The 25,184-nt window shown below is 51.6% G+C and carries 22 protein-coding genes; 15 read left to right on the top strand and 7 right to left on the bottom strand.

Annotated elements, in window-relative coordinates; all coding sequences use genetic code 11:
- Positions 1–130: 130 nt before the first annotated feature.
- From P8H26_RS07655 to P8H26_RS07630, 6 genes are all read left to right on the top strand, one after another.
- Positions 131–523 (top strand): DUF983 domain-containing protein, encoded by a 393-nt coding sequence (locus P8H26_RS07655; protein ID WP_289632344.1) that lies wholly within the window; start codon positions 131–133, stop codon positions 521–523.
- Positions 520–1,281 carry an SURF1 family protein gene (locus P8H26_RS07650; protein ID WP_289632343.1) on the top strand — a complete coding sequence of 254 codons (762 nt, stop codon included), beginning with the start codon at positions 520–522 and terminating at the stop codon, positions 1,279–1,281. Before P8H26_RS07655 ends, P8H26_RS07650 begins: the two co-directional genes overlap by 4 nt.
- Positions 1,282–1,443: 162 nt before the next feature.
- Positions 1,444–2,445: a 4-hydroxy-3-methylbut-2-enyl diphosphate reductase gene (gene ispH, locus P8H26_RS07645; protein WP_289632342.1), complete on the top strand. Its 1,002-nt coding sequence runs from the start codon at positions 1,444–1,446 to the stop codon at positions 2,443–2,445.
- 57 nt (positions 2,446–2,502) lie between these two features.
- The gene (locus P8H26_RS07640; protein WP_289632341.1) at positions 2,503–3,462 is read left to right on the top strand and encodes a homoserine kinase; all 960 of its coding nucleotides are present in this window, start codon (positions 2,503–2,505) and stop codon (positions 3,460–3,462) included.
- 45 nt (positions 3,463–3,507) lie between these two features.
- Positions 3,508–3,948, top strand: a complete 441-nt coding sequence (gene rnhA, locus P8H26_RS07635; RefSeq protein ID WP_289632340.1) for a ribonuclease HI — start codon at positions 3,508–3,510, stop codon at positions 3,946–3,948.
- Between the two features lie 54 nt (positions 3,949–4,002).
- On the top strand, positions 4,003–4,404 hold the full coding sequence (locus tag P8H26_RS07630; RefSeq protein WP_289632339.1) for a DUF3995 domain-containing protein: 402 nt from the start codon (positions 4,003–4,005) through the stop codon (positions 4,402–4,404).
- 69 nt (positions 4,405–4,473) lie between these two features.
- On the opposite strand, the gene P8H26_RS07625 is transcribed toward P8H26_RS07630, so the two are convergent.
- Positions 4,474–4,959 carry a peroxiredoxin gene (locus P8H26_RS07625; protein ID WP_289632338.1) on the bottom strand — a complete coding sequence of 162 codons (486 nt, stop codon included), beginning with the start codon at positions 4,957–4,959 and terminating at the stop codon, positions 4,474–4,476.
- A gap of 384 nt (positions 4,960–5,343) precedes the next feature.
- Between P8H26_RS07625 and P8H26_RS07620 the strand changes: the two genes are divergently transcribed.
- The gene (locus P8H26_RS07620) at positions 5,344–5,925 is read left to right on the top strand and encodes a YqgE/AlgH family protein (RefSeq protein ID WP_374708253.1); all 582 of its coding nucleotides are present in this window, start codon (positions 5,344–5,346) and stop codon (positions 5,923–5,925) included.
- Between the two features lie 112 nt (positions 5,926–6,037).
- On the opposite strand, the gene P8H26_RS07615 is transcribed toward P8H26_RS07620, so the two are convergent.
- From P8H26_RS07615 to thrC, 4 genes are all read right to left on the bottom strand, one after another.
- Positions 6,038–8,926 (bottom strand): EAL domain-containing protein, encoded by a 2,889-nt coding sequence (locus tag P8H26_RS07615; RefSeq protein ID WP_374708252.1) that lies wholly within the window; start codon positions 8,924–8,926, stop codon positions 6,038–6,040.
- 91 nt (positions 8,927–9,017) lie between these two features.
- Positions 9,018–9,650, bottom strand: a complete 633-nt coding sequence (locus P8H26_RS07610; protein WP_289632336.1) for a GNAT family N-acetyltransferase — start codon at positions 9,648–9,650, stop codon at positions 9,018–9,020.
- 36 nt (positions 9,651–9,686) lie between these two features.
- Positions 9,687–10,994, bottom strand: coding sequence for a pitrilysin family protein (locus tag P8H26_RS07605; protein WP_289632335.1), 1,308 nt, complete (start codon positions 10,992–10,994; stop codon positions 9,687–9,689).
- 265 nt (positions 10,995–11,259) lie between these two features.
- A complete protein-coding gene (gene thrC / locus P8H26_RS07600; protein WP_289632334.1) occupies positions 11,260–12,657 on the bottom strand; it encodes a threonine synthase in 1,398 nt (465 codons plus the stop codon).
- Positions 12,658–13,162: 505 nt separating this feature from the next.
- On the opposite strand from thrC, the gene P8H26_RS07595 reads away from it, so the two are divergent.
- Entirely contained in the window at positions 13,163–13,699 is a 537-nt protein-coding gene (locus P8H26_RS07595; RefSeq protein ID WP_374708258.1) for a hypothetical protein, read from the top strand.
- A 341-nt stretch (positions 13,700–14,040) separates the two neighbouring features.
- On the top strand, positions 14,041–14,223 hold the full coding sequence (locus P8H26_RS07590) for a hypothetical protein (protein WP_289632332.1): 183 nt from the start codon (positions 14,041–14,043) through the stop codon (positions 14,221–14,223).
- 181 nt (positions 14,224–14,404) lie between these two features.
- On the opposite strand, the gene P8H26_RS07585 is transcribed toward P8H26_RS07590, so the two are convergent.
- The gene (locus P8H26_RS07585) at positions 14,405–15,094 is read right to left on the bottom strand and encodes an HAD family phosphatase (protein ID WP_289632331.1); all 690 of its coding nucleotides are present in this window, start codon (positions 15,092–15,094) and stop codon (positions 14,405–14,407) included.
- A gap of 395 nt (positions 15,095–15,489) precedes the next feature.
- Between P8H26_RS07585 and P8H26_RS07580 the strand changes: the two genes are divergently transcribed.
- Complete coding sequence (locus tag P8H26_RS07580) at positions 15,490–16,623, top strand: site-specific DNA-methyltransferase (protein WP_289632330.1); 1,134 nt, start codon at positions 15,490–15,492, stop codon at positions 16,621–16,623.
- 208 nt (positions 16,624–16,831) lie between these two features.
- Here the strand turns inward: P8H26_RS07580 and mutY are convergent, their stop codons facing one another.
- Positions 16,832–17,938, bottom strand: a complete 1,107-nt coding sequence (gene mutY / locus P8H26_RS07575) for an A/G-specific adenine glycosylase (protein ID WP_289632329.1) — start codon at positions 17,936–17,938, stop codon at positions 16,832–16,834.
- A gap of 226 nt (positions 17,939–18,164) precedes the next feature.
- Here mutY and P8H26_RS07570 point away from each other — a divergent pair, with 226 nt between their 5' ends.
- The 5 genes from P8H26_RS07570 (at position 18,165) to smc (ending at position 25,181) form a co-directional block, all read left to right on the top strand.
- Entirely contained in the window at positions 18,165–18,932 is a 768-nt protein-coding gene (locus P8H26_RS07570; RefSeq protein WP_289632328.1) for a glycosyltransferase family 25 protein, read from the top strand.
- Between the two features lies 1 nt (position 18,933).
- Entirely contained in the window at positions 18,934–20,229 is a 1,296-nt protein-coding gene (locus P8H26_RS07565; protein ID WP_289632327.1) for an O-antigen ligase, read from the top strand.
- Between the two features lies 1 nt (position 20,230).
- Complete coding sequence (locus tag P8H26_RS07560) at positions 20,231–20,740, top strand: DUF721 domain-containing protein (RefSeq protein ID WP_289632326.1); 510 nt, start codon at positions 20,231–20,233, stop codon at positions 20,738–20,740.
- Positions 20,741–20,918: 178 nt separating this feature from the next.
- On the top strand, positions 20,919–21,581 hold the full coding sequence (locus P8H26_RS07555; RefSeq protein ID WP_289632325.1) for a DsbA family protein: 663 nt from the start codon (positions 20,919–20,921) through the stop codon (positions 21,579–21,581).
- 135 nt (positions 21,582–21,716) lie between these two features.
- Positions 21,717–25,181, top strand: a complete 3,465-nt coding sequence (gene smc, locus P8H26_RS07550) for a chromosome segregation protein SMC (RefSeq protein WP_289632324.1) — start codon at positions 21,717–21,719, stop codon at positions 25,179–25,181.
- The last annotated feature ends 3 nt before the right edge of the window (positions 25,182–25,184 follow it).

Genomic DNA, 25,184 nt, shown 5'->3' with positions numbered 1-25,184 from the left:
CAGTACCGGATTTCTGTGCCTGATGTAACAATGAAAGCGTCGCGGATCTTTAAGGCTGCGGCGCTTTTTGTTTCCCGTTATACTGGCAACGCTATCAGGGCAAAGAGGCTTGAGCAGGAATAGATGCAAGATGAGCAATGAAGATAATCTTTATCCGCCTGTTGAACCAATCGCTGCCGGCATCAAAGGACGTTGTCCGCGTTGCGGGCAGGGTGCCTTGTTCAATGGTTATCTGAAAGTGGCAAAGCGCTGTGACACTTGCGAGCTGGATTACAGCTTTGCAGATTCCGGTGACGGACCGGTTGTGTTTGTACTTTTGCTCGACGGTTTTATCGTCACGGCTTTGGCTCTCTGGGCTGAGGTGTCTTATCAGTTTCCGCTCTGGCTGCATTTTATCATCTGGATACCCTTGGCAATCGTGCTCGGTCTGATCATGACCCGCTGGATGAAGGGTATTCTGATTACATTGCAATATAAGCATAAAGCGGCTTCGGGGCAGCTTGATAAACGGGGACGTGAATGAACCTGCCACACAATAACGAGCCTCAGGCGGCAAAACGCTTTCCTTGGGTTTTGCTGCTCTGTAGCGCGATTGCATTTATTATGCTGGTCAGTCTCGGTATCTGGCAGACACAGCGGCTGTTCTGGAAGGAGCAGTTGATTGCGCAGATTGAACAACGGACAAAAGCGGCTCCCAAACCTTTAGCTGAAATTGAAGCAGAGTTTGCGCAAGGTAACACGGTTGATTATATGCCGGTGCGCCTGAGCGGCATCTTTCAGCATGACTATGAGCAATATTTTTTCACGACCTTTAAAGGCGCTTCCGGCTATGCGGTTTATACACCGCTTCTTTTGAAGGATGGTCGCGCCATTCTGGTTAATCGCGGTTTTGTACCCTACGAGAAACAAGATCCAGCGACGAGGCTTCAGGGACAGGCGGCAGGCGAGGTCACTCTCATTGGTCTGGCGCGTGATCCGCTGATGGCCAAACCTTCTTCCTATCTGCCGGAGAATGAGCCTGCGAAAAAGCTTTATTACTGGAAAGACTGGGGCGCAATGATGGAGAATAACGGCCTCTCGCAGAACCATGATTTTGTCGGCTTCTTTGTTGATGCAGATGCCACGACAAATGCCGGTGGTCTGCCAGTGGGTGGCATAACTATTCTGGAGCAGCCGAACAATCATCTGCAATATGCGGGGACATGGTTCGGACTGGCCGCCGTTCTGCTGGTTGTGACCTTTATTTATGTCTTTCGCCAGCGTCGCAGCACCGGCGTATAACCGCTGTTGCTGTTTGTAAAAATGCTTTTCACTGCTTTGCCTGAAGGAGACCTGTTGACATTGCATGGCGTGAAGCCCAATTGCTAACCGGAGATTTGTTTTATAGCGCATTACCGGTTTATGTTTGTGATGTTGCTCTGAAGACAGGATAATCATAGTTCGATGACTGATAAGCCAAAGCTGACCATCCGCCTGTGCGGTCCACGTGGATTTTGTGCCGGTGTTGATCGGGCAATTCAGATTGTTGTGCTGGCGCTGAAGAAATACGGTGCGCCGGTCTATGTCCGGCATGAGATTGTGCACAACCGCTATGTGGTTGAGGGGCTGCAGGCGCGCGGAGCCATTTTCGTTGAAGAGCTGGACGAAATTCCGATGGAGCATCGTGATCAGCCGGTGGTGTTTTCCGCTCACGGTGTGCCGAAATCTGTGCCGGAAGATGCGGATGCGAAAAACCTGTTCTATCTGGACGCAACCTGTCCGCTGGTGTCAAAAGTGCACAAACAGGCTATGCGCCATCAGCGCCTTGGCCGTCATGTCATTCTGATCGGCCATTCCGGCCATCCGGAAGTGATCGGCACAATGGGGCAATTGCCGGAAGGCACTGTTTCCTTGATTGAGACAGTAGATGATGCGGAAAAATACCAGCCGGAAGATGCGGAAAACCTTGGTTTTGTGACCCAGACCACTTTGTCGGTTGATGACACCGCCGGTATTATTGCCAAGCTTCAGGAGCGCTTTCCGCAACTGACTGCACCGGCAGCTGAATCAATCTGCTATGCGACCACCAATCGTCAGGAAGCGGTGAAAGAGGCTGCTCCCGGATGTGATCTGTTTTTGATTGTCGGCGCGCCGAATTCCTCAAACTCCAAGCGGCTGGTCGAGGTGGCTGAGCGCTCAGGTGCCCGTCATTCTCTGCTTGTTCAGCGGGCTGAGGAGATTGACTGGGATAATCTGGGCGAGCTTTCTGTTGTTGGAATTTCTGCGGGTGCGTCTGCGCCTGAAATCATAGTTGATGAGATTATTGATGCATTCTCACAGCGCTTTGATGTCACGATTGATCTGGCGATTACCACCGTTGAAACTGAAAACTTCCTTGTGAACCGTCAGATCCGTGATGTGGAACTGACGGCGCAGGATATGGCTTTCGTCAACGGCAATCACTGAAAATAAAGAGATAATCTGCCGCAATTTCATATTGAAGGATGGCAGGGGGAGAATAGCATGGCTGTCTATACAGATATTAATGAAGTTGAACTGGCAGCCTATCTCGAAAATTATGATATCGGTACATTGCTTTCCTATAAAGGTATTGCCGAGGGTGTTGAAAACTCCAATTATCTGCTGCGCACGAGCGAAGGCACATTTATTCTGACCCTTTATGAAAAGCGGGTGGATCGTGATGATCTGCCGTTTTTTCTCAGGCTGATGCAGCATCTGGCTGTCAACGGTATTGAATGCCCGCAACCGGTTGTACAAAAAAATGGTGAAGCGATTGGCGAACTTGCAGGGCGTCCGTCAGCGATCGTGACATTTTTGGACGGCATGTGGTTGCGCAAGCCTGCGGCAGAGCATTGCTATGCGCTGGGTGTGGCAATGGCACAGATGCATCTGGCTGGTCAGGACTTTCCCATGCAGCGCGAAAACAGTCTGACGATGAAAGACTGGCGGCCGCTCTGGGAAAAATGTATGGCAGATGCCGATAGTGTGGAAGCAGGCTTGCGCTCTCAGACAGAGGCTGATCTCAGTTTTCTGGAACAGAACTGGCCGTCTGATCTGCCGCGCGGTGTCATTCATGCGGATTTGTTTCCCGATAATGTGTTTTTCATCGGCGAGAACCTGTCCGGCATTATTGATTTCTATTTTGCCTGCACAGATATGCTCGCTTATGATCTGGCGATCTGCCTTAATGCATGGTGTTTCGAGCGCGACTTTTCCTACAATCTGACCAAGGGAACAGCACTGCTGCGTGGTTATAATTCTGTGCGCCCGCTAAACCCGCAGGAACAGAAGGCTTTGCCGGTTCTTTGCCGCGGCGCTGCCATTCGTTTCATGCTGACAAGGCTTTATGACTGGATCAATACGCCCGCAGACAGTTTTGTGACCAAGAAAGATCCGATGGAATATTTGCGCCGCATGCGCTTTCACCGTGCGGTGCTTTCAGCCAGTGAATTTGGCCAGTAGCCGGTACGAATTTTATTATCCATTTCAATTATGTGAGAAAATCGCTTGAAGACGATTATGGTCTATACGGATGGTGCCTGTTCCGGAAATCCGGGTCCCGGAGGCTGGGGCGCTATTCTGAAATATAACGGTCATGAAAAAGAACTGAACGGTGGCGAGGCCGATACCACGAATAACCGTATGGAGCTGATGGCTGCAATTTCCGCATTGCAGGCGCTGAAAGAACCTTGCGAGGTCGAGCTTTACACGGACTCCGTTTATGTACGGGACGGTATTTCCAAATGGATTGAAGGCTGGAAGCGCAATGGCTGGAAAACAGCAGCAAAACAGCCGGTTAAAAATGCAGAGCTCTGGCAGGAACTGGATAGCGCACGGAAAAAACATAAGGTGACATGGCACTGGGTGAAAGGCCATGCAGGGCATCCTGAAAACGAGCGTGCCGATGAACTCGCCCGTGAAGGCATGGCACCGTATAAAAAACGCTGATCTTCGTGTAACAAGACTATCTGTGCAGCCGTAGCGCCGCAGAAAGCAGAGACTATGTTTTATATCGGATTGCTGCTGACTGGTGTTTTTCTTATTTTATCTGCCATTCATGTCTATTGGGCGTTTGGCGGCGAGGCAGGTAAAACCGCCGCAATTCCGGTAAAAGAAGACGGGCAGCAATCATTCACTCCGTCTAAAGTTGCTACTCTGGCGGTAGCTGTCGCCCTGTTTTTGTTTGCTGTTCTGGTCTTCTGTATAGCTATTCAGAATGTCACTATGCTGCGCCCGTTAGGCTGGGGCCTGGCGTTTGTTTTATTCTTGCGAGCTATCGGAGATTTTAACCTCGTCGGTTTTTTTAAACGTCCGTCTGTATCTGTATTTGCGAGAAATGACAGCCGGTTCTATTCACCGCTCTGTCTGTTGCTGGCTGCCGGTATTTTGTATATTTCGCTGTGATTAGGGTCATTTGTTTATAAAAAAAAGCCCGCTTTAAAGCGGGCTTTTTCTTTATTCAGTCTAAAGAAATCAGAGCTTTTCGAGCATGGCTTCTGCGGAAGAAACTGTGGCAACGCCCGGGTTTTCTTCAATGTCGAGGCTCTTTACAACGCCGTCTTCAACGAGCGCTGAATAGCGCTTGGAGCGAACACCAAGACCGCCGCCGGAAAGGTCAATATCAAGACCGGCTGCTTTGGTGAATGCGCCGATACCGTCTGACAGATAGAGGATCTTGCCGTCGCCTTCAGTTGCCTTCGCCCATGCGCCCATGACGTGCACGTCATTGACGGAAACAACAGCGACAGTATCCACGCCCTTAGCGGTCAGCGCATCATAATTGGCCAGATAACCTGGCAGATGGTTGAGCGTGCAGGTCGGGGTGAATGCGCCCGGAACAGCAAAGAGAACAACTTTTTTGCCCTGAAAAATTTCATCAGTGGTGATGTCTTTCACACCATCAGCTGTTTTTACCTTGAAGCTTGCTGCAGGCAGTTTGTCGCCGATCTGAATGGCCATATCTGTTCTCCTTCATACAGATTTAGAATGTCTGTTCTTGGCAATATACATAGCCGCAGTCAGAGTTTTGCGAAAGCGCTATTTGTTAAAATGCCGATTTCAACAGCTGCAAATATTACTGCTTCCGGCGGTCTTTTTCTAAATATATGCAAATTTTATTGATTTCGAATTTTAAGTAATATGCTGAAATAGAAACGAATTTGCAGACGGTTTTTTGAGTTGCAGAAAATTACCGGCAAATGTGACTTGGCTCAGGCAAGTGTTGTGTTATGCTGTTTTTTCGCAGTGCCGTGCCTATAAAAATAAAATGCACATCTATCATCAGCAAACTGCAAAATTAGCTCATATCATCCCTGATCAGTCCAAAAGCATTGAACGAGGCGTGTGGTGAACAACGGTTTTCTCAACGGACAATTTCTGCTTGCAATGCCCGGTATGACTGATGAGCGCTTCGCCCGATCGGTTATCTATGTTTGTGCACATTCCGAGCAGGGGACGATGGGTTTCGTCATTAATCAGCTGCAGTCGCTGGAGTTTCCCGATTTGCTAGTCCGCCTTGGCATCATTACACAGGCGCAGAGTATTCTGCTGCCTGAAAAAGCCAGATCACTGATGGTACGCCGCGGCGGCCCCGTTGAGACGGGGCGGGGTTTTGTTCTGCACAGCGACGATTTTATGGTTGGTGCCAGTATTCCGATCACAGATGATATCTGCATGACTGCAACGATGGATATTCTCCATGCAATATCTGACGGAATTGGCCCTGATAAAACGCTGATGGCGCTAGGCTATGCCGGCTGGGATGCAGGGCAGATAGAGCGCGAGATTGCTAATAATGACTGGCTGATTTGCGAGCCTACAGATGATTTACTGTTCGATGGCGATATTCTGGGCAAATATGATCGGGTGATGGTGCAGATGGGTGTTGATCCGGGACGATTTGTGCCCCAGGCAGGACATGCCTGACCTCTGTTCAAAGACAGATCACACCGGATTTTTGAAGCCTGATTGTCTGTAAAAAAACACCGCTTTCTATGCCCTGCAACGGAAAGCGGCGTTTCTGTTTTCTGCTCTTCGTTTATTCCACAGTCTGTCCGTTGAGCAGGCGGGCTGCATTCTCAGCCGTCATCGGCTGACCGAACAGGAAGCTCTGAACATATTCACAGCCCATTTCGCGTAGCTGCATCGCATCTTGCTCGCTCTCCACACCCTCAGCCACAACCTTCAATTCAAGATCCTGCGCCATGCGGATGATGGAGCGTAGCAGTGTGGTTTTCTGCGGTTTGTCGCCTTTCACGAAAGAGCGGTCGATTTTGATCATGTCAATCGGGAAGCGCGTCAGATAAGCAAGCGACGAATAGCCGGTGCCGAAATCATCCAGCGACAATCCTACACCCATAGATTTCAGCTCGGTGAGCATATGGGCAGACTGTTCCGGATTTTCCATCAGCACAGATTCTGTCAGTTCCAGCTTGAGCGTGCCTTTGGTCACATGCGTACGCGACAGGATGGCTCGCACATCACTCAGCAAATCCTGACGGATCAGCTGGGTGCTGGAGAGATTGACGGAAACAAACAGGTTCGGACGTGACAGATTTTCCTGCCAGTTGAACAGGTCATTGGCCGATTGCTGCATGGCAAACAGGCCAAGCGGCACGATCAGACCGGAATTCTCGGCAATCGGAATAAATTCAGACGGCGAAATCGGTCCGCGACGCGGATGTTCCCAGCGCATCAGGGCTTCAAAACCCGCAATCGTGCCGTCCTGCAAGTTCACAATCGGCTGGTAGGCAATCGTGATTTCCTTGCGCTCAATGGCGCGGCGCAGGTCAGATTCCAGCTGCAGCTTATCACTGCCGATCGCGCGGAATGACGGACGGAACGGCTCAATACGATCACCGCCGAAGCGCTTGGCCTGATACATGGCCAGTTCGGCATCTTTGATCATATCTTCCGCATTCGCGGCATTGGCTGTCCATGTCAGGAGACCAACGGATGCGGTCAGCACAATCTCACGCTTGGCATAGGAAATCGGCGCGCGGATAGCCTGACGCAGCGCTTCCGCAAAAGCGGCAACTTTGGCCGGATCGGACTCGGAAGCCAGTATCAGGCCGAACTGGTCTGAAGACAGTCTTGAGAGCGTATCCTGCGGCTTCATCAGGCGGAACAGACGGCGTGAGACAGTCAGCAGAATTGTATCACCGGCTGACATGCCGAGGCTGTCATTGACCTGTTTGAAGCGGTCAATATCAATCACGAAAACCGTCGGCTTCAGCCTACTTTCGTTGTAAGACATGCTCATGACATTGGCGAGACGGTCGAGGAACAGCTCGCGGTTTGGCAGACCGGTAAGATTGTCATGCACAGCATCGTGCAACAGGCGCTCTTCGGCTTTTTTCTGCTCGGTCACATTATGCAGCGTGCCGACGCAGCGCACGATTTCACCATCCGAGCCGATAACCGGACGCGCACGTAAGTGATACCAGTGATAATGACCGTCATTGGCTCGCAGGCGAAAAGTCTGGTGAATGCGGCCGCGGCGGTTTTCCAGAATAGCATCCAGCGTGGTGCGGAAGCGGTCGCGGTCATCGCCATGCATGACCGGGAGCCAGTTGCGCACAGGGCCGAGCAGGCTTGAAGCAGCCGTGCCGAGATAGGTGGAAATATCCGGTGTGGTCACCACACGGTCGCGCGGCACATCCCAGTCCCAGACAATATCGCCGGAGCCGATGACCGCCAGAGCCTGACGTTCCATATCGGAGAACAGGCCAACGCGCAGCACACCACCGGCAAATGCATGCTGCATCACGGTAAAGCCGATCAGCAAGACGATCAGTACCAGACCCCCGCCAAGAGCAGGCTGAACAATATCATTGTCCAGACGACCGGAAACGGCAAGCCATGCACCGGTCATCCATATGGCGATCAAGAGCCAGGTGGGTATCAGCATAATAGCACGGTCATAACTGCGCAGTGACAGAATGCCGATAATCACGATGCCGCAAATAACAGTCAGCGCAAAAGAAATACGCGCAATACCGGCAGCAATTGGCGGATCAAAAATCGCCACGCCGCTCAGCATCATCAGGCCGAGAACCCATGCCACTGCACCATAGGAAAAATGATCATGCCAGCGGTTGAGGTTGAGATAGGTGAACAGGAAAATCAGGAAACTGGCTGCGAGCGCCACTTCCGTGCCCGCCCGCCACATCTGCTCATTGCCGGGGGTGATGGCGATCAGCTTGTTCCAGAAACCGAAATCCACGCAGATATAGGCCAGAACCGCCCATGCCAGTGCAGCAGCAGCAGGGAACAGCGATGTCCCGCGCACAACAAAAAGAATGGTCAGAAACAGTGCCAGCAGGCCGGAAATGCCGAGCAGAATGCCGCGATACAGTGTGTAGGCGTTGATGGTGTCTTTATAGGCATCCGGCTCCCACAGATAAAGCTGCGGCAGGTTAGGGGAGGCCATTTCGGCTACCAGAGTTACCACTGAGCCCGGATTGATGGTGATCAGAAACACATCCGCATCAGGGCTGACCTGACGATCAAGCGCAAAGCCCTCACTTGGCGTGATGGATGAAATGCGCTGCGAACCGAGATCCGGCCAGACAAAACCCGATTTAACAAGGCGGTAATGCGGAGCAACAATCAGACGGTCAATCTGCTCATCAGTCGGATTGGCAATGGCAAAGGCTGCCCAGTTACCGCTTGAGCGCTTGTCCTTGTCGGCCTGCACCTCAATGCGCCGGACAATACCATCGGCACCAGGAGCGGTGGAGACCTGCACAGTATCACCCTGATTATGCATAATCTGTACGGCGCGGGTCAGGTCGAGCGCAGTGTCTTCTTTGGAAATCTTGATCGGCTCGACCGCAGATGCAGGAACCGTGAGCTGTAAAATGGCTGCGAGAAAGGCAAACACACAGAAAAACGTTTTCAAGCGGTTATGAAAGTTTTCTGTCACTGGTTTTACCTTTTTGTCGTTGGTATCAGCTTTGATATGCTTAGATCATTTTCGGCAAAAAGAGGAAACGGTTTTGCCTGTGCACAATGTTCTATTGGTCAGACGGCTGGTGAAAACCGTTGCCTGTTTTTACCGTTAAGCTTCTGCGCTGCTCTTCTCCTTCAATCAGGCTGTAAAGCAGATGATCCTGCCAGAGGCCGTTTATCTTGAGATAGGAGCGCAAAGTGCCTTCCGGTAAAAATCCGGCTTTTTCAAGAAGCCTGACTGAACGCAGATTAGACGGAATACAGGCAGCTTCAAGTCTGTGCAACCGCAGTTCATTGAATGCGAAGGGGATAACCAGTTTCAGGGCGTCATACATATAGCCCTGACCGGCATGTGGCGCCCCGCACCAGTAACCGATCTGCCCCGATTGCGCGACACCGCGCCGGATATTGCCAAGAGTGATTCCCCCCAGCAACACATTGTCGGATTTGCGAAATAGGAACAAAGACCATGCATTGCCGCTGCGGGCTTCATCGGAATAATGGCGCAGACGCAAACGGAAACTTGGCTTTTCCAACTCATCATCGCGCCATGTCGGCTCCCACGGAGTCAAAAAACTGCGGCTTTTCTCACGCAGGTTTGTCCACTGGCGATAATCGCTCCATTGCGGCTCGCGCAAATATAAACGCTCCCCCCTCAGATACACAGACGGTGTTTTGCTGAAGGGAAAGCTGATCATGATACCCTGCCATTTGGAAGGAGCGTGTTGATAACGTCAGATGGCCAGTTTGGCCGCCGGTTGTTTATTCGTGGATGCGTAGTTGTTCAGCATACCGCTGATACCGTCATAAGGCATCATCTGGCTGACAGGGCCGACAGCGGCAATCGTCGGCTTGCTGTCGAGGAACATGCGACCTGAAAGATCTGTCAGGCGCTCCGGTGTAATCAGGCTCAGACGCTCAAGCAGTTCTTCATTCGGTACCGGACGGCCATAGAGCAGCATTTGGCGTGCAATCTGACCTGCGCGGCTGGCCGCACTTTCCTGCGACATCAGCAGGCCTGCGCGATACTGGGCGCGGGCACGATCAACTTCCTGAATGTCAATATTTGTCGATGCCTGATGCAGCTCGTTCAGAATAACCGGCACCAGCTCTTCAAGGTTTTCGCGTCCGGTTGCTGCGTGAATCCCGAACAGGCCGGTATCAGAGAAGCCCCAGTGGAAAGCATAAACAGAATAGCAGAGCCCGCGTTTTTCACGTACCTGCTGGAACAGACGGGAAGACATGCCGCCGCCCAGAACCGTTGCCAGAAGCTGTGAGGCATAGAAGTCGCGAACATGATAGGCGCGGCCTTCAAAACCGATCAGAACCTGCGCATCCATCAGGTCGCGCTCTTCACGGTAATCTCCGCCAAAATAATTGGCTTTTACAGGGGCAACCGCGTTTGTTTTGGCACGGAAGCCACCAAGACGGCTTTCAACTTCCCGTACAAATGAGGCATGGTCAACGGCACCTGCAGCCACAACAACCATACGGTCTGCACTATATTGTTCATTGATGTAATTGCGCAGATCATCCGGCGTGAAAGCCTGCACAGTCTCAGGTGTACCGAGAATGGAGCGGCCGATTTGTTGATTGAGATAAGCGGTTTCAGAAAAACGGTCGAACACAATATCATCAGGCGTATCATGCGCCGCCCCGATTTCCTGCATAATGACGTTCTTCTCACGTTCCAGCTCTTCTTCGTCAAATTTTGAGCTGGTGAGAATGTCGGCCAGAATATCAATTGCCAGCGGCAGATCATTACGCAGCACGCGAGCGTAATAAGAGGTGGTTTCAACACTGGTTGCGGCATTGATCTCACCGCCGACATTTTCAATATCGGCCGCAATCTGCCATGCAGTACGGTTTTCGGTGCCTTTAAAAGCCATATGTTCAAGAAAGTGCGCAATGCCGTGGCGGTTATGCGCTTCATTGCGGGAGCCTGCCTTGACCCAGATGCCCAGTGCCACGCTTTCAATCAGCGGCATTGTTTCGGTGGCGATTGTCAGTCCGTTGGACAGAACGCTTACTTCTACACCCATTCTAGGCACACTCCCTTGAGCATTTCACCATCAGCTTGATCCAGCCTGACGGGTATGACAATGCGACAAATTAAAGAACCCGGAAGCATAAACCGCTCCGGAATATCCCATCTGCCCTCTATGCTTTTTGAGATGCATATAAGGGCAGAGTGAAATCTATGCAAATTATGCAGACATATTGCAATATGCGGCTTTTATGCCGCTCTATCTTTTTTGTTTTCACGCGTTTCCGGCAAAGCCGCTTCATAGTTTTGCCGGAAATGCTTTATTTCGCTGCTCTTGAATGGCTGCGTATGTGATCTTCAACCACTTTCAGGTCGTTTTGAAGACGCGTATAATGTTCTTTACGCTCCATAAGATCGCTGAGCCAAGCAGGCAGAGCCGGAGAAACGCCGCAGGCGTCTTTCACTGCGTCAGGGAATTTGGCCGGATGCGCAGTGGCCAGCACCACCATTGGTGAGGTCGAGCTTTCCTGCTCGCGGGCAACTTTAACTCCGATTGCCGAATGCGGATCAAGCAGATAACCATCCTGTTTCAGAACGGTGCTGATTGTTGTTGCGGTTTCCTGCACGGTGGAACGGCCAGCTGCAAACTGATCGCGAATGGTTTTGAGTGGTGCATCGGCAATGGTGAATTCACCGGACTGGCCGAGACTGCGCATCAGGCCGCGCACAGCAGCGGCATCGCGATCATAGGATTCAAACAGCAGACGTTCGAAATTTGAAGAAATCTGAATGTCCATAGATGGCGAGGATGTCTGCTCCACGCCGCGCATCGCATAAGAGCCGGTGGCAACAGTGCGTGACAGAATATCATTGTCGTTGGTGGCAATGATCAGACGGTCGATCGGCAATCCCATCTTCTTGGCAACGAAGCCTGCAAAAATATCACCGAAATTGCCGGTTGGTACGGTGAAGGAAACTTTACGATCCGGTGCACCTAAGCTGATAGCTGATGTGAAATAATAGACGATCTGCGGCATGATACGTGCCCAGTTGATCGAATTCACACCGGAGAGCGAAATCGTGTCACGGAAGTTCAGATCATTGAACATGCCTTTGACGAGGTTCTGACAATCGTCAAAATTACCGTCGATAGACAGAGCATGCACATTGCTCGCTGCGGAAGAGGTCATCTGGCGTTGCTGCACCGGAGACACACGGCCATGTGGGAACAGGATGAAAATATCCGTATTGTCGCGACCGGCAAAAGCTTCAATCGCCGCGCCGCCTGTATCGCCGGAAGTGGCACCAACGATGGTCGCGCGCTGACCGCGCTGTGCCAGCGTGTAGTCCATCATGCGGGCAAGCAGCTGCATGGCCACGTCTTTAAACGCCAGCGTAGGGCCGTGGAAAAGTTCCAGCACATATTCATTCGCGCCGGTCTGTACAAGCGGGCAGACCGCATCGTGACGGAAACTGCCATAAGATTCGCGCACCATTTTCTCAAATTCGGCGGCTGGAATCTCACCATTCACAAAAGGAGTGAGGACTTTGAGCGCGATTTCCACATAGGATTTTCCACGCAGATTGCGAATGTCTTCAGCGGAAAATTGCGGATAGGTTTCCGGCAGATAGAGTCCGCCGTCACGTGCCAAACCAGCTAAAAGTGCATCAGAAAAGCCTAAAACCGGCGCTTCGCCACGGGTGCTGATATATTTCATAGGGTCTCAGGCCTCATTTACTCAATGCAATTCTGTGCCGGTTTTGAGCCGGTTTTGGACGAGTCTTTGGTGTTTTCCGTTCATATCTCTTGTGCAGGATGCAAGCGCGAAGGGGATAGAGCTTGCTCTGGTCACAAAAAACGTGAAAATATTATCTCATAATGCATGTTAAGCGCCGTGCGTCCATACAGATATGCGACGGTATAGCAGGATTTTGGTATAGAGCGCATTCCAAAAAGTGTGAAACGGTTTTTGGATAAAATGCGCGGTAGTGAAGAATTTGCGCATTCCAAAAAGTGTGAAACGGTTTTTGGACAAAGTGCGCGGTGGTGAAGAATTTGCGCATTCCGAAACCTGAGAACAGGTTTTGGATAAAATACGCGAAACGATAGACAGAACAGTTGCGGTGATTATGTTTCAACCGGAGCGGTTCGCAGACAGGTTCATTATTCAGGAAGACCGGTTTATGCAGAAATCTACCTTCGGACGTTTAAATCCTCTCTCTATGCGGTTTGCCCGTCTGGGTGGCGCAGCTGTGCTTGGTCTGCTTGTGGCTGGTTGTTCAACGAGCGGCAATCAGCAGGCGGCCACTTCAACATCCGGCGAGCAGCGTGTAACGCAGGCCGAATTGCAGGCTTTTTGCCCGCGTATCAGCCTGCGTGAGGGAGCCTCTTTCTTCAGTACCTATGAAAAAGGCGGTAACGGCGACAGCAATCGTGTAGTTTATCAGGCATCAATCAGCGATGTGACGCGTGATTGCCGTCGGGATAACGGCAATATCACCATCAATGTGGCCGCTGCAGGTCGTGTTGTACCAGGGCCGAAATTCCGCAATGGTACAATTACGATGCCGATCCGCGTTGTGGTTATGCAAGGCGACAAAATACTTTCCTCAAATCTGCACAAGCAGGCTGTTGCGATGAATAATTCGCAGTCCGCAACGCAGTTCCTGTTCTCAGGCACATCTGTGTCCGTACCGGAAGCGTCTGCACGTCAGGTGCAGATCTTTATCGGCTTTGATGAAGGCCCGCAGAAAGGCTGAGCTTTTTAAAGCATCCGACAATAAAAATGCCGTATCTGCTGAAATGCAGATACGGCATTTTTGTTTTGTTCTTGCGTATATTTGCACATAATGTGAAACTGTGCGTAGAATATTAACTATAGCTTCATCCAACCGTGAATTTCCACAGCCGGAAAGCCTGATGCTTTTTACGGTTAATAAAGAATTTTCTGTAAAAAACTATTTTAAATCAAATATTTAGAGCTAATTTGTACGTAATTTTGCCGGATTCAAGGCCTATTTACAGATGAATGTCGCATGTTCATCGTTAAAGCGATGAAAGAATGAAACTATTTGTAATCTCTAACGCTTAGAATGCTGCCATGATGACAGTATATGAACTCATTCAGGAACCGACCGATACCTGGGCCATTTTTGAAATGGATTCCGGAGAACCGGTTATGATCGAAGGCCGCCCGATGATTGGTCTGAGCGAGACTGAGGCACAGCAGGTCTATGCTGCGCTGACTGCTCCCGTGAAAGACGCCAAGAAATCGGCAGCCTGATTTCAGAGCATTTCGTGGTCAGATGATTATCGTCTGACCTCACGATAATGCGTAAGACGAAAAATAGTGCGGATTACACAGTTCAGCTTGAACGTAACCCGCTCTAAACAAAAAGGGCGTGCTGTGGCGCGCCCTTTTTGTTTGTAGTGTACTCTAGGGATCAGGACACAGGTCTGATTGCTCAGAAACCTTCGTCCCATTCTGCCATAGCTTCAATCACAGCTGGCAGATCACGGTGGCGGTTGATAACGGTTTCGGCACCGGCTTCAGTTAGCTTGTCTGCGTGTCCCGGATAGGTATGCGCCCCGCCGGTAAAGCCGATCACGCGCATACCTGCAGCGCGTGCCGCGTGGATGCCGTGGCTTGAATCTTCAATCACAAAACAGCGTTTAGGGTCAGCATTGAACTGCTGCGCTGCGTAAGTGTAGACATTCGGCGCCGGCTTCGGCTCTTTATTGCCAACCTCGCGTGACGCATAGATATGCGGAGCAAATGCATCATAGAGCGTTGAGCGCTTGAGCATCAGCTCCAGAGATTCCGTATTGGAGTTTGAGCAGATGGCTTTTGGGTATTTGAGTTGACTGACCACATCTTCAATGCCGTCAACGGTGAGCAGTTCTTTATTGATCCGCTCTTTCATGATTTTGCGCGATTTTTCAATCAGCGATGCGGAAATCGGCAGTGAAGATTCACGCTCAATTTCCATCAGAATGCTTGGCCATGTCAGACCGGCAAAGCGCTCGGCAATTTCCTCAGGCGAAATAGGATAACCGGCATCTGTCAGAAGTTCGGATTCTACCTGTGCGGCAATATACTCGGAATCGACCAGAACACCGTCACAGTCGAAAAGGATCAGCTGGGGTTTTGACATGAAAAATCCGTAAATGTTCATGAGCCGCAAAAGCCAGTTGCAGGCTTTGGGCAAAGGGGAGGGAGGACGGGCATTGTGTACACTTAAAACGCGGAAGGGTCAAAATTATTAAAAGAAATTGCGGGCTCTTCTGTCTCCCGGATGGAGCAAATCAGTACGGCCGAAGTGAGTGATTTGCATGGCTCTAATTTTGATTTTTGTGGCCGTACTTTTTGGTAAGTGTTAAGAAAATTAAACATTTACAGTGGTTTGTGCGTGTTTGTTTTTAGGTTTTTTAAAGAAATATGACGATTTTCAGTGCTTAAAACGGTTTTTAACATTTCTCTTAACCCCATGTTTACCCTGTTCGGTAACCATAAGGACAGTAAAGCGTTCTTATGTTTAGCGAGTATCACATGTCCGTTGTTCGTCTTGTGAAAGATCTGCCAGAAGCTGCACCGCGCTCGGTCTGGCTCGATACAATTCTTAAGGGTGACTGCGTAGCTGCGCTCGATCGTTTGCCGGATCATTCGGTGGATGTGATCTTTGCTGATCCCCCTTACAATCTTCAGCTGGAAGGTGCATTGCACCGTCCGGATCAGACGAAGGTCAATGCCGTCGATGATCATTGGGATCAGTTCGACAGCTTTCAGGCCTATGATGCCTTTACCCGTGCATGGCTTCTGGCCTGCCGCCGCGTGCTGAAGCCAAACGGCACGATCTGGGTTATCGGCTCATATCATAATATTTTCCGCGTTGGCGCATCGCTGCAGGATCTGGGTTTCTGGATGCTCAACGATATTATCTGGCGCAAAACCAATCCGATGCCGAATTTCCGCGGTCGTCGTTTCCAGAACGCGCATGAAACACTGATCTGGGCATCCCGCGATCAGAAGAGCAAAGGCTATACGTTTAACTACGAAGCCATGAAGGCCGCCAATGACGATGTGCAGATGCGCTCTGACTGGCTGTTTCCGATTTGCACAGGCGGTGAGCGTCTGAAAGATGAGAATGGTGACAAGGTTCACCCGACCCAGAAGCCGGAAGCACTGCTTGCCCGTATTCTGATGTCCTCATCCAAGCCTGGCGATGTGATCCTTGATCCGTTTTTCGGTTCAGGAACAACCGGTGCGGTTGCCAAGCGTCTTGGCCGCCATTTTGTCGGTATTGAGCGTGAGCAGTCTTATATCGATGCGGCAACAGCACGTATCGCGGCAGTTGAGCCTCTGGGCAAAACCGAGCTGAAAGTGATGACCGGCAAACGTGCAGAACCGCGTGTCGCCTTCGTCAGTGTGATTGAAGCAGGCCTGCTGCGTCCGGGCACCGTTCTGTGTGATACCAAGCGTCGTCATGCGGCGATTGTGCGGGCAGACGGAACTTTGTCAGCCAATGGCGATGCCGGTTCCATTCACCGTATGGGCGCGAAGGTACAAGGCTTTGATGCCTGCAATGGCTGGACATTCTGGCACTATGAAGAAGAAGGCGTGTTGAAGCCGATTGATGCGTTGCGCGCTGAAATCCGTGTGAATATGGCCCAAGCTGGCTCGTAAACCATCGGTTCATAAAACCGGAAAGAATTTCTGCTGATATTTTCATCAGCAGTATGCGTTGTTTTCCTGTGTTACCAGAGAACAACGAGACACAATCGGGCTGACCTCCAGAGATGTCTGATCCTTAAAGCGCCGGTGTTGTACCGGCGCTTTTTTTATTTTCGGGTTCAAGCCGTTTGGTGCGCAAACCAGATCGTGTGACTGCCGCTTATTTGAAAGTGTCAGGCAGAGCTGCGCTGATGGCTTTCTTCATCACGGTCGGCAGGGCTTCCTCATGCAGTTTGTTTGCTGCAACCCACCAGCCATTATTACTTGGCGGGACTGTTGAAACATCTGCTTTGTAAATGCTCAACCGTAATTCAAAATGCGTGAAAATATGTGTGATGCTACCGCTGGCCTGCCAGTCTGCTGCAAATGGTGCCAGATCAATACCGGTTAACTGTGCAATATATTCAGGCGATGCAGTTTCATCTGCTGCAATCCAGTCGCTGTTTGGCACTTCGCTCATGCCGGCAAGCAATCCTTTGTCGGCACGTTTGCGTAAATAAGCTTCACCTTGCGGAGAGAGAAGGATAAAAGCTGCGCCATAGCGGATTGGGCGTGCCTTTTTTGGTGCTTTGACAGGGTAAAGCTCCGGCTCACTTTCGATCAAGGCTGCACAATTATCATTGAGCGGACAGAGAATACAGGCCGGTTTTTTCGGTGTGCAGATGGTTGCGCCGAGATCCATCATCGCTTGTGCATAATCGCCGGGGCGTGATTGCGGGGTCAGTTGTTCTGTGAAAGCGCGGATTTCAGTCTTGGCCTGCGGCATGGCGGTTTTGATGGCGAAGAGGCGGCTGACCACGCGCTCTACATTGCCGTCTACCACCGCGGCCGGAATATCAAAGGCAATTGCGGCAATGGCGGCTGAGGTATAATCGCCGATGCCCGGTAATTGTTTGAGATCTTCCACATCCGCCGGAAACGCGCCTTTAAAATCACGAGCGACCATATCCGCGCATTTTTTCAAATTACGGGCGCGGGAATAATAGCCAAGCCCCGCCCAGCCGCGCAGCACATCATCCTCTGTGGCATCTGCCAGCGCCTGAACATCCGGCCAAAGATTTGTGAATTTGAGGAAATAGGCTTTAACGGCTTCAACTGTGGTTTGCTGGAGCATAACTTCAGACAGCCAGATGCGATACGGATCAGGCCGTATACCTTGCGCATGGTCATGCGGTGTAACGCGCCACGGCAACACACGGTGATGACGATCGTACCACGCCAGCAGGTTCTGCGCGCATGATTTTCCCGATAGTGCATGTGCGGGCACGATAGGTTCCGCATTTAAATGAGCATTCAGATGCTTTTTTGTCATATTTTTCTACTAAAGGATATGTAGCGGGAATGCACCGGAAAATGCCCGGAGCTTGCAGTCGCTTTATTTTGCCGGTAGCTTTTACGGGTAATGAATAAATTGACTGTAGCCGAATTGCTGGCTACCAGTGTTTTAATTAATCTGTTTTTTGTTTTTTAAATGATGCCTGAAAGGTTTGATATTGCAGAAGAAACAAACCTTTCCGGTCTATGCACTTAATCTGGACAGGTCGAAAGACCGCTGGGATTCTTTGCAGGCGCATGCGCAGGAATATGATTTAACGGTTCAGCGCATACCGGCTGTGGACGGAAAGCTGCTCAAGCCGGAAGAAAAACGAAATTTTGATGATGCAGGCTTTCGCCGCGATCATGGAAAAATTGCTTCTGCAGCGGAAATCGGCTGCTATCTCAGCCATATGAAGGCGCTGGAGATGATTGCCGCAGGCGCGGATGATGCCGGTGTGATCATTGAAGATGATATCCGTTTTTCAGATGATTTTATTCCTGCTGTTGAGTCGGCGATGTGCTTGCAGGGCTGGGATGTGATTAAACTCATTCATAACCGTCTTGTTGGTTTCAGGCCGGTTGAACAGCTTACAGGTGACGTTGCGATCGGCCGTACGACGCATGGGCCGCTCGGCAATGCCGGTGCCTATATTGTGTCAAAGGAAGGCGCTGCAAAACTACTTAAAGCTTTGCAGACAATGCATCTGCCTTATGATGTGGCGCTGGAACGTGGCTGGGCAGGGTCTTACCGGTTTTTTACCGCCAGCAAAGCGGTGGTGAGCAATGCCAATGAAAGTGCCTCGACAATCTCTGAGGACATTCATACCTACTCGAGAGCCAAACTTCCTGCCTATAAGCGACTCAGCACTTTATTCTTTCGTCTAAAAGACTATCTGCACAGATTGTCTTATAGTTTCCAAAAAACGGATATCCGGCACAGGTGATATGCGAATTCTACAAAAGAACTTCCTCATCCGTCGCCGGGTAGATCTCTGGCTTTTGTTTATTGCTGCCGCTGCGATGCCTGTTCGTCTGCCTCTGGGCCCGCTTATCCTGTTTATCTTCAGTTGTATCGGGGTATATCTGGCACTGTGCAAAAACCGGTTTCACCGGTTTTACGGAGCGCATTTCTATCTGCTGATTTCAGCCTATATGATCTGGAGCCTTGGCCTGATGGCATGGCGCGGCGAGCTTGATGCCGCCAATCGTCAGGTCGGATATGTGCTTTTGCTGTGGCTTTATTCCTTTGGCGGTCTGGGCATGGTGCTGGTGCGCGATCCTGTGCGTATTCTCGCATTCGGCTCACGTATCGGCCTTATTATTTGTGCCACCGCCGTTGCCGGTGAGGAATTATTTCTGGGTGGTCGTATCGGCGTCGGCGGTAATCCTGCCGTATTTGCCTATGCGGCTGCAATTACTGCGGTTGCCGCGACCTTGCCGATAAAAAAGCCGCCATTTTTGCTGCCAAACGGCCCTTGGTATCTGATTATCGGGACAGGGGTTGTCTTCGCATCAGAAACCCGTGCCGTTATGCTTACGCTGGCCTTGCTGGCAATCTTTGAAATTGTTGTTCTTATCGGTCGTATCGCCAGTCATAAGGTGAAAATCGGCAGCTCTCTGATGCTTGCGGCTTGTCTGACTGCTGTCTTTACTGTGGGGCCTGTTGCTTCGGTTCTGTCGCAGCGCTTCTCAGGGATGATGCATTATTATGAGACCGGAGACAGCAGCCAGTGGTCGGATAAATCCTCCGCTGATACCCGAGAGCAAATGTGGCGCGGTGCTGCTAAAGTAGTCAGTGAACATCCTCTGACAGGGGTTGGTTCCGATCAGAAAATGACGGCTGTTCGCGAAGCGCTGGGAGATCAGGCAACATTGCTGGATGGTTACATCCATGTGCATAATTCTGTTCTTGATGAGCTGCTGGTTAATGGTGCGGTCGGCTTCCTGCTGTTGCTTGCGGCTGCCTTATGCGGTTTTGTTTTCTTGTGGAGAAACAACTCTGACTGCGCCATCCGCCGTGTGCTGATCTATTTTACGATCACATGGGGCAGCTATGCTATGCTGCATAATCCATTGCTGCATGAAACCAGTATTGCCGTAACCATGTTTTTCTTTAGCGCCGTCTATGCGGGAACAAGCCGTAATTTGTTGCGCCAAAGTAGCGGTGCTGAAAATGCGCTGGATTTTTACAACAGACGTCCTGTGAGGGAATTGGCTTTTCCTGCGGGAGTAAAGGGCTGATATGAGCAAAGAGGAGAAATCGGGTTTCAAGCCGCTGGCGGATACCGCAGGCGATGTGCTCGATCCTGTTTTGCGAAAGCGGGCGGGGATAAATCTGTCGCTCATCCAGTCATGGGAGGATATTGTGGGGCCGCAGATCGGCCTGCAATCTCGTCCTCTGCGGATTCTCTGGCCAAGACGTGCACATGAGGACGATCCCTTTCAGCCTGCAACACTGATCATTGGTTGCGAAGGTATGGCGGCCATGCGTATCCAGCACTCCACAGGCGAGATCATTGGTCGTGTGAATTCTTTTTTAGGCTTTGCCGCCATTGCGCGCATTCGCATTGAACAAAAGGCGGTCGCACCGGCTGCACAAAGAAAACCAAAACAGCTTTTGCCGGTCAGTGCACCGGCAGAAAAGAAGCTGGCACAGGTAACGTCCGGTATTGAGGATGAGGCCTTACGCGCTTCACTCATGCAGCTCGGGCGTAATATTCTGGCTGAAAAAGCAAACAAGAAGCCACGATAAATGCATCTTCGGGTGACTGGTTGCGGACATGAATGCACCGGATAATTGCAGGAAGATCGCCTGTTAAGTGTCTGGTGACACACTGTTTATTAAAAACTCTTAAGCTGCCCGTCAAAATTCGGGCAATTTGCTCTATTATCCGAAAACAATAGCAACGTGGAATAAACGGGTGATTCGTATGATATCTCAACTGAACCGCAGACAGCTTCTGGGTAGTGCGGCACTTGCAACTGCGGCATTGTCCGTCTCTGCGGCCGGCGGTGCTTTTGCACAGACAGGTGTTCCTAAATCAGACGGCACGGTCGACATGGCCAAGCTGCTTGAAAAAGGCAAGCTGGAAGACAAGGTTCTGGGTCAGGCCGATGCACCGGTGACGATTGTTGAATATGCTTCAATGACGTGCTCCCATTGCGCGACTTTCGCTGTGAATACCCTTCCGGTGATCGAAGAAAAATACATCAAGACCGGTAAAGCCCGTCTGATTTTCCGCGAGTTTCCGTTTGATCCGCGCGCAACTGCTGCTTTCATGCTGGCACGTTGTGCACCTGATGACCGTTATTTCCCGATGGTGGATGTGCTGTTCAAGCAGCAGATGCAGTGGGCAGCAGCCGATGATGCACAGGCTGCATTGCTGCAAATCTCCAAACTGGCCGGTTTTACACAGGAGACATTCAATGCCTGCTTGACGAACCAGCAGCTTCTCGATGATGTGAATGCTGTTCGTGAACGTGGCGCTGAGTTCGGTGTGAATGCAACGCCTACATTCTTTATCAATGGCCAGAAATATTCCGGGGCATTAACAGTTGAACAGATGTCGGCAGTTATCGACTCTATGCTGTAATCCTGATGCATTATCATGCAGCGGGCGCTTTTCTGTGCCCGCTGCATTTCTGTATTTAAAAATAATAGTGTCTGATTTTACAAGAATTTTTAAAAGTCTGCTTTGCCCGCACCAGATTTTGCGGGGTGAGAGCTGATGCGTTTTACCAAGCTGCGTCTTCTCGGATTTAAATCTTTTGTCGAGCCGATGGAATTCGTCATTGAGGGCGGGTTGACTGGTGTCGTCGGGCCGAATGGCTGCGGTAAGTCCAATTTGGTTGAAGCGCTGCGCTGGGTTATGGGAGAGAACTCCTATAAAAACATGCGCGCTTCCGGCATGGATGATGTGATTTTTTCCGGCTCAGGCACGCGTCCTGCACGAAATACTGCAGAGGTGACACTGTTTCTCGATAATAGTGATCGCACGGCACCCGCAAATTATAATGATGTTGATGAATTGCAGGTTTCGCGCCGTATCGAGCGTGAATCCGGTTCGGTCTATCGCATTAACGGCAAAGAGGTGCGCGCTAAAGATGTGCAGTTGCTGTTTGCCGATCATTCCACCGGTGCGCGTTCTCCATCTATGGTCGGGCAAGGCCGTATCGGGGAGTTAATTCAGGCCAAGCCGCAGGCACGACGCGCGCTTCTGGAAGAGGCGGCGGGCATTTCCGGCCTGCATTCACGCCGCCATGAAGCCGAACTGCGTTTGCGTGCGGCTGAAACCAATCTTGAGCGGTTGGAGGATGTGGTAGGCGAGCTTGGAACGCAGATCGAAAGCCTGAAGCGCCAGTCCCGTCAGGCGAACCGCTTCCGTGCTTTGTCAGCAGATATCCGTGCGGCAGAGGCAATTTTGTTGCATCTGCGCTGGTCGCAGGCAAAGCACCACGAAGGCGAGGGGCAAAGCGCACTGGCCACGGCCACATCGCATGTCGGCGCAATGGCGCAGGCGCAGATGATCGCTGCCAAAGAACAGGCTATTTCTGCACAGCATCTGCCGGAGCTGCGGAGCCAGCAGGCTTCAGCTGCCGCGGCTTTGCAGCGCCTGACTATTGCGGTTTCACAGCTGGATGAGGAAGCCGCCCGTCTGACACAACGCCGCTCCGAGCTTTTGAAGCGGCTTGAACAATTGAGTGCTGATATTCTGCGTGAAGAACAGATGCTGCAAGAACATGCCGGTGTTCTGGAGCGTCTGGATGATGAAGAGCAGGATTTGCATGAGCAGAATGAGGCATCCGGCGACCGCGCGATTGAAGCTGAAGAGCGCTTGGCTGAAAGTCAGGAACAGTTGCGCGAGCGCGAAACCGGGCTTGCTCAACTAACCTCTGTGCGGGCTGAAGCCGCAGCAGAGCGCACGCAGTCTGAGCGGTTGGTGCGGGATACTGCAGAGCGCCGTGAAAAGCTTGTCTTTCAGTTGCGCACGGTTGAGCAGGATATTGCAGCTCTTGAAGCGCAGCTCAAAACCCTTGCCGGTACGGAAGAAAAAGCGGCCAGAGTTGCATTGGCTGAAGAAGCTACAATGGCTGCCGAAGAGCAGACACTGGCCTGCGAAGAAATGGTGGAGCAGGCGCGGGAAGAAGAAACCAACCGCCGCCAGCCGTTGAACCAATCCCGTGAAGAACTAAACCGGATTGAGACGGAAGCTCGTACTTTGGCGAGTATTCTCAACAGCGGTCAATCGACGACCTACATTGCTGTTGTTGAGCAGATGCAGGTGAAAAAAGGTTTTGAAACCGCGCTTGGTGCCGCACTTGGTGATGATCTTGAAGCGCCGGTTAATCCGCAGGCACCGGTTTTCTGGACAGATATTGATAGTCAGAATGCACGGGATTTTGGCTCGCTGCCACAGGGCGCGGTGCCGCTCAGCACTGTAGTGGACGCACCTGCGGCACTCAAAGCACGTCTTTCGCAGATCGGTCTGGTTGATGACAGCGAAGGCGCGAGCCTGCAGGCACAATTGCAGAGCGGTCAGCGATTGGTAAGCCGCGAGGGTAGTCTCTGGCGCTGGGATGGATTTACGGCGCGTTCCGATGCGCCGACTGCTGCCGCGCAGCGCTTGGCACAGAAAAACCGTCTTGCAGAGCTTGAGGCTTCAACTGTCACAGCACGCAATCGTGTGGCGCAGGCAGAAGCAGCATTGCGTCAGGCTGAAACCACTTTGCGCGAGGCCGTGGAACGTGAACGCAGCCTGCGTGACCATTGGCGCGCGGCACAGCGTGAACTGGCACAAGCGCGTGATGCATTGGCTGAGGCCGAGCGTGCCGCGGGACAACTATCCAGCAAACGCGCAGCGCTGGATGAGGCGCGCACCCGCATCAGCGATAGTCTGGAAGAAAATACGATCCAGCTTGAAGAAGCGCAGATCCGGCTTGATGATCTGCCTGACCTTCAGGAACTGAACCTGCGCCTCACATCTCTGACCACGCAAGTGATGGCCGACCGTGCAGCCATGACGGAAGCCCGCGCTGCGCATGATAATCTGCGTCGCGATGCAGAGAACCGTCTGCGTCGTTTGGAAATGATTGGTCATGAGCGCAAAAGCTGGCAGTCGCGTGCGGAAAATGCCCGCAGACAGATTGCTGCGCTGACTGAGCGCAGAGCAGAGACCGGCGACGAGGCTGAGGATCTGGCGGAAGCACCGGCAGATATTGATGAGCGCCGCCGTGAATTGCAGAGTGCTGTTGCCGATGCTGATATGCAGCGCAAGGAAACTTCCGACCGGTTGAGCATTGCCGAGACAGAACAGGCCAAGCTGGACAAGCGGGCAACACTCGCCATTCAGGAACTGGCATCGTCGCGCGAAGTGCGCGCACGCGCTGAAGAGCGTCTGACAGCGGCTGAGGAGCGTCGCAAGGATGCTGAGACGCGTATCGCCGAAGTGCTGAATTGTGCACCGCATGAAGCTTTCCGTCATACAGGACTAAGCGCCGGTGATCCGATGCCGGATATGGATCACACGGATCGTCAGCTTGATCGCTTGAAGATTGAGCGGGAGCGTCTCGGTGCGGTGAACTTGCGTGCTGAAGAAGAGCAGCGCGAATTGTCCGAGCGGCAGGATGCGATCATCAATGAGCGTGAAGATGTCATCGAGGCCATCAAGAAACTGCGTCAGGCGATCCAAAGTCTGAATAAAGAAGGGCGTGAGCGCCTTCTGGCTGCTTTTGACGTGGTCAATGAGCAGTTTCAACGTCTGTTCACGCATCTCTTTGGCGGTGGCACAGCAGAACTGCAATTGATTGAATCGGAAGACCCGCTGGATGCCGGTCTGGAAATTCTGGCACGCCCACCGGGTAAAAAGCCCCAGACCATGACTTTGCTTTCCGGTGGTGAGCAGGCGCTGACAGCGATGGCGCTGATCTTTGCTGTGTTCCTGACCAATCCGGCACCGATCTGCGTGCTGGACGAGGTGGATGCACCACTTGATGACCACAATGTGGAGCGCTATTGCAATCTGATGGATGAGATGGCTGCATCCACAAAAACACGCTTTGTCATCATTACGCACAATCCGATTACGATGGCACGTATGGATCGTCTGTTTGGTGTGACAATGGCCGAGCAGGGCGTGAGTCAGCTGGTATCGGTTGATCTGCAAACCGCCTCTGCCATGCGCGAAGCCGTATAAAGC

Origin of the sequence: Pseudochrobactrum sp. sp1633 (assembly GCF_030376605.1) — a bacterium.
Lineage (GTDB): Bacteria > Pseudomonadota > Alphaproteobacteria > Rhizobiales > Rhizobiaceae > Pseudochrobactrum.
The sequence above is the reverse complement of the archived record's forward strand: the minus strand, read 5'-3'. Positions and strand labels throughout refer to the sequence as shown.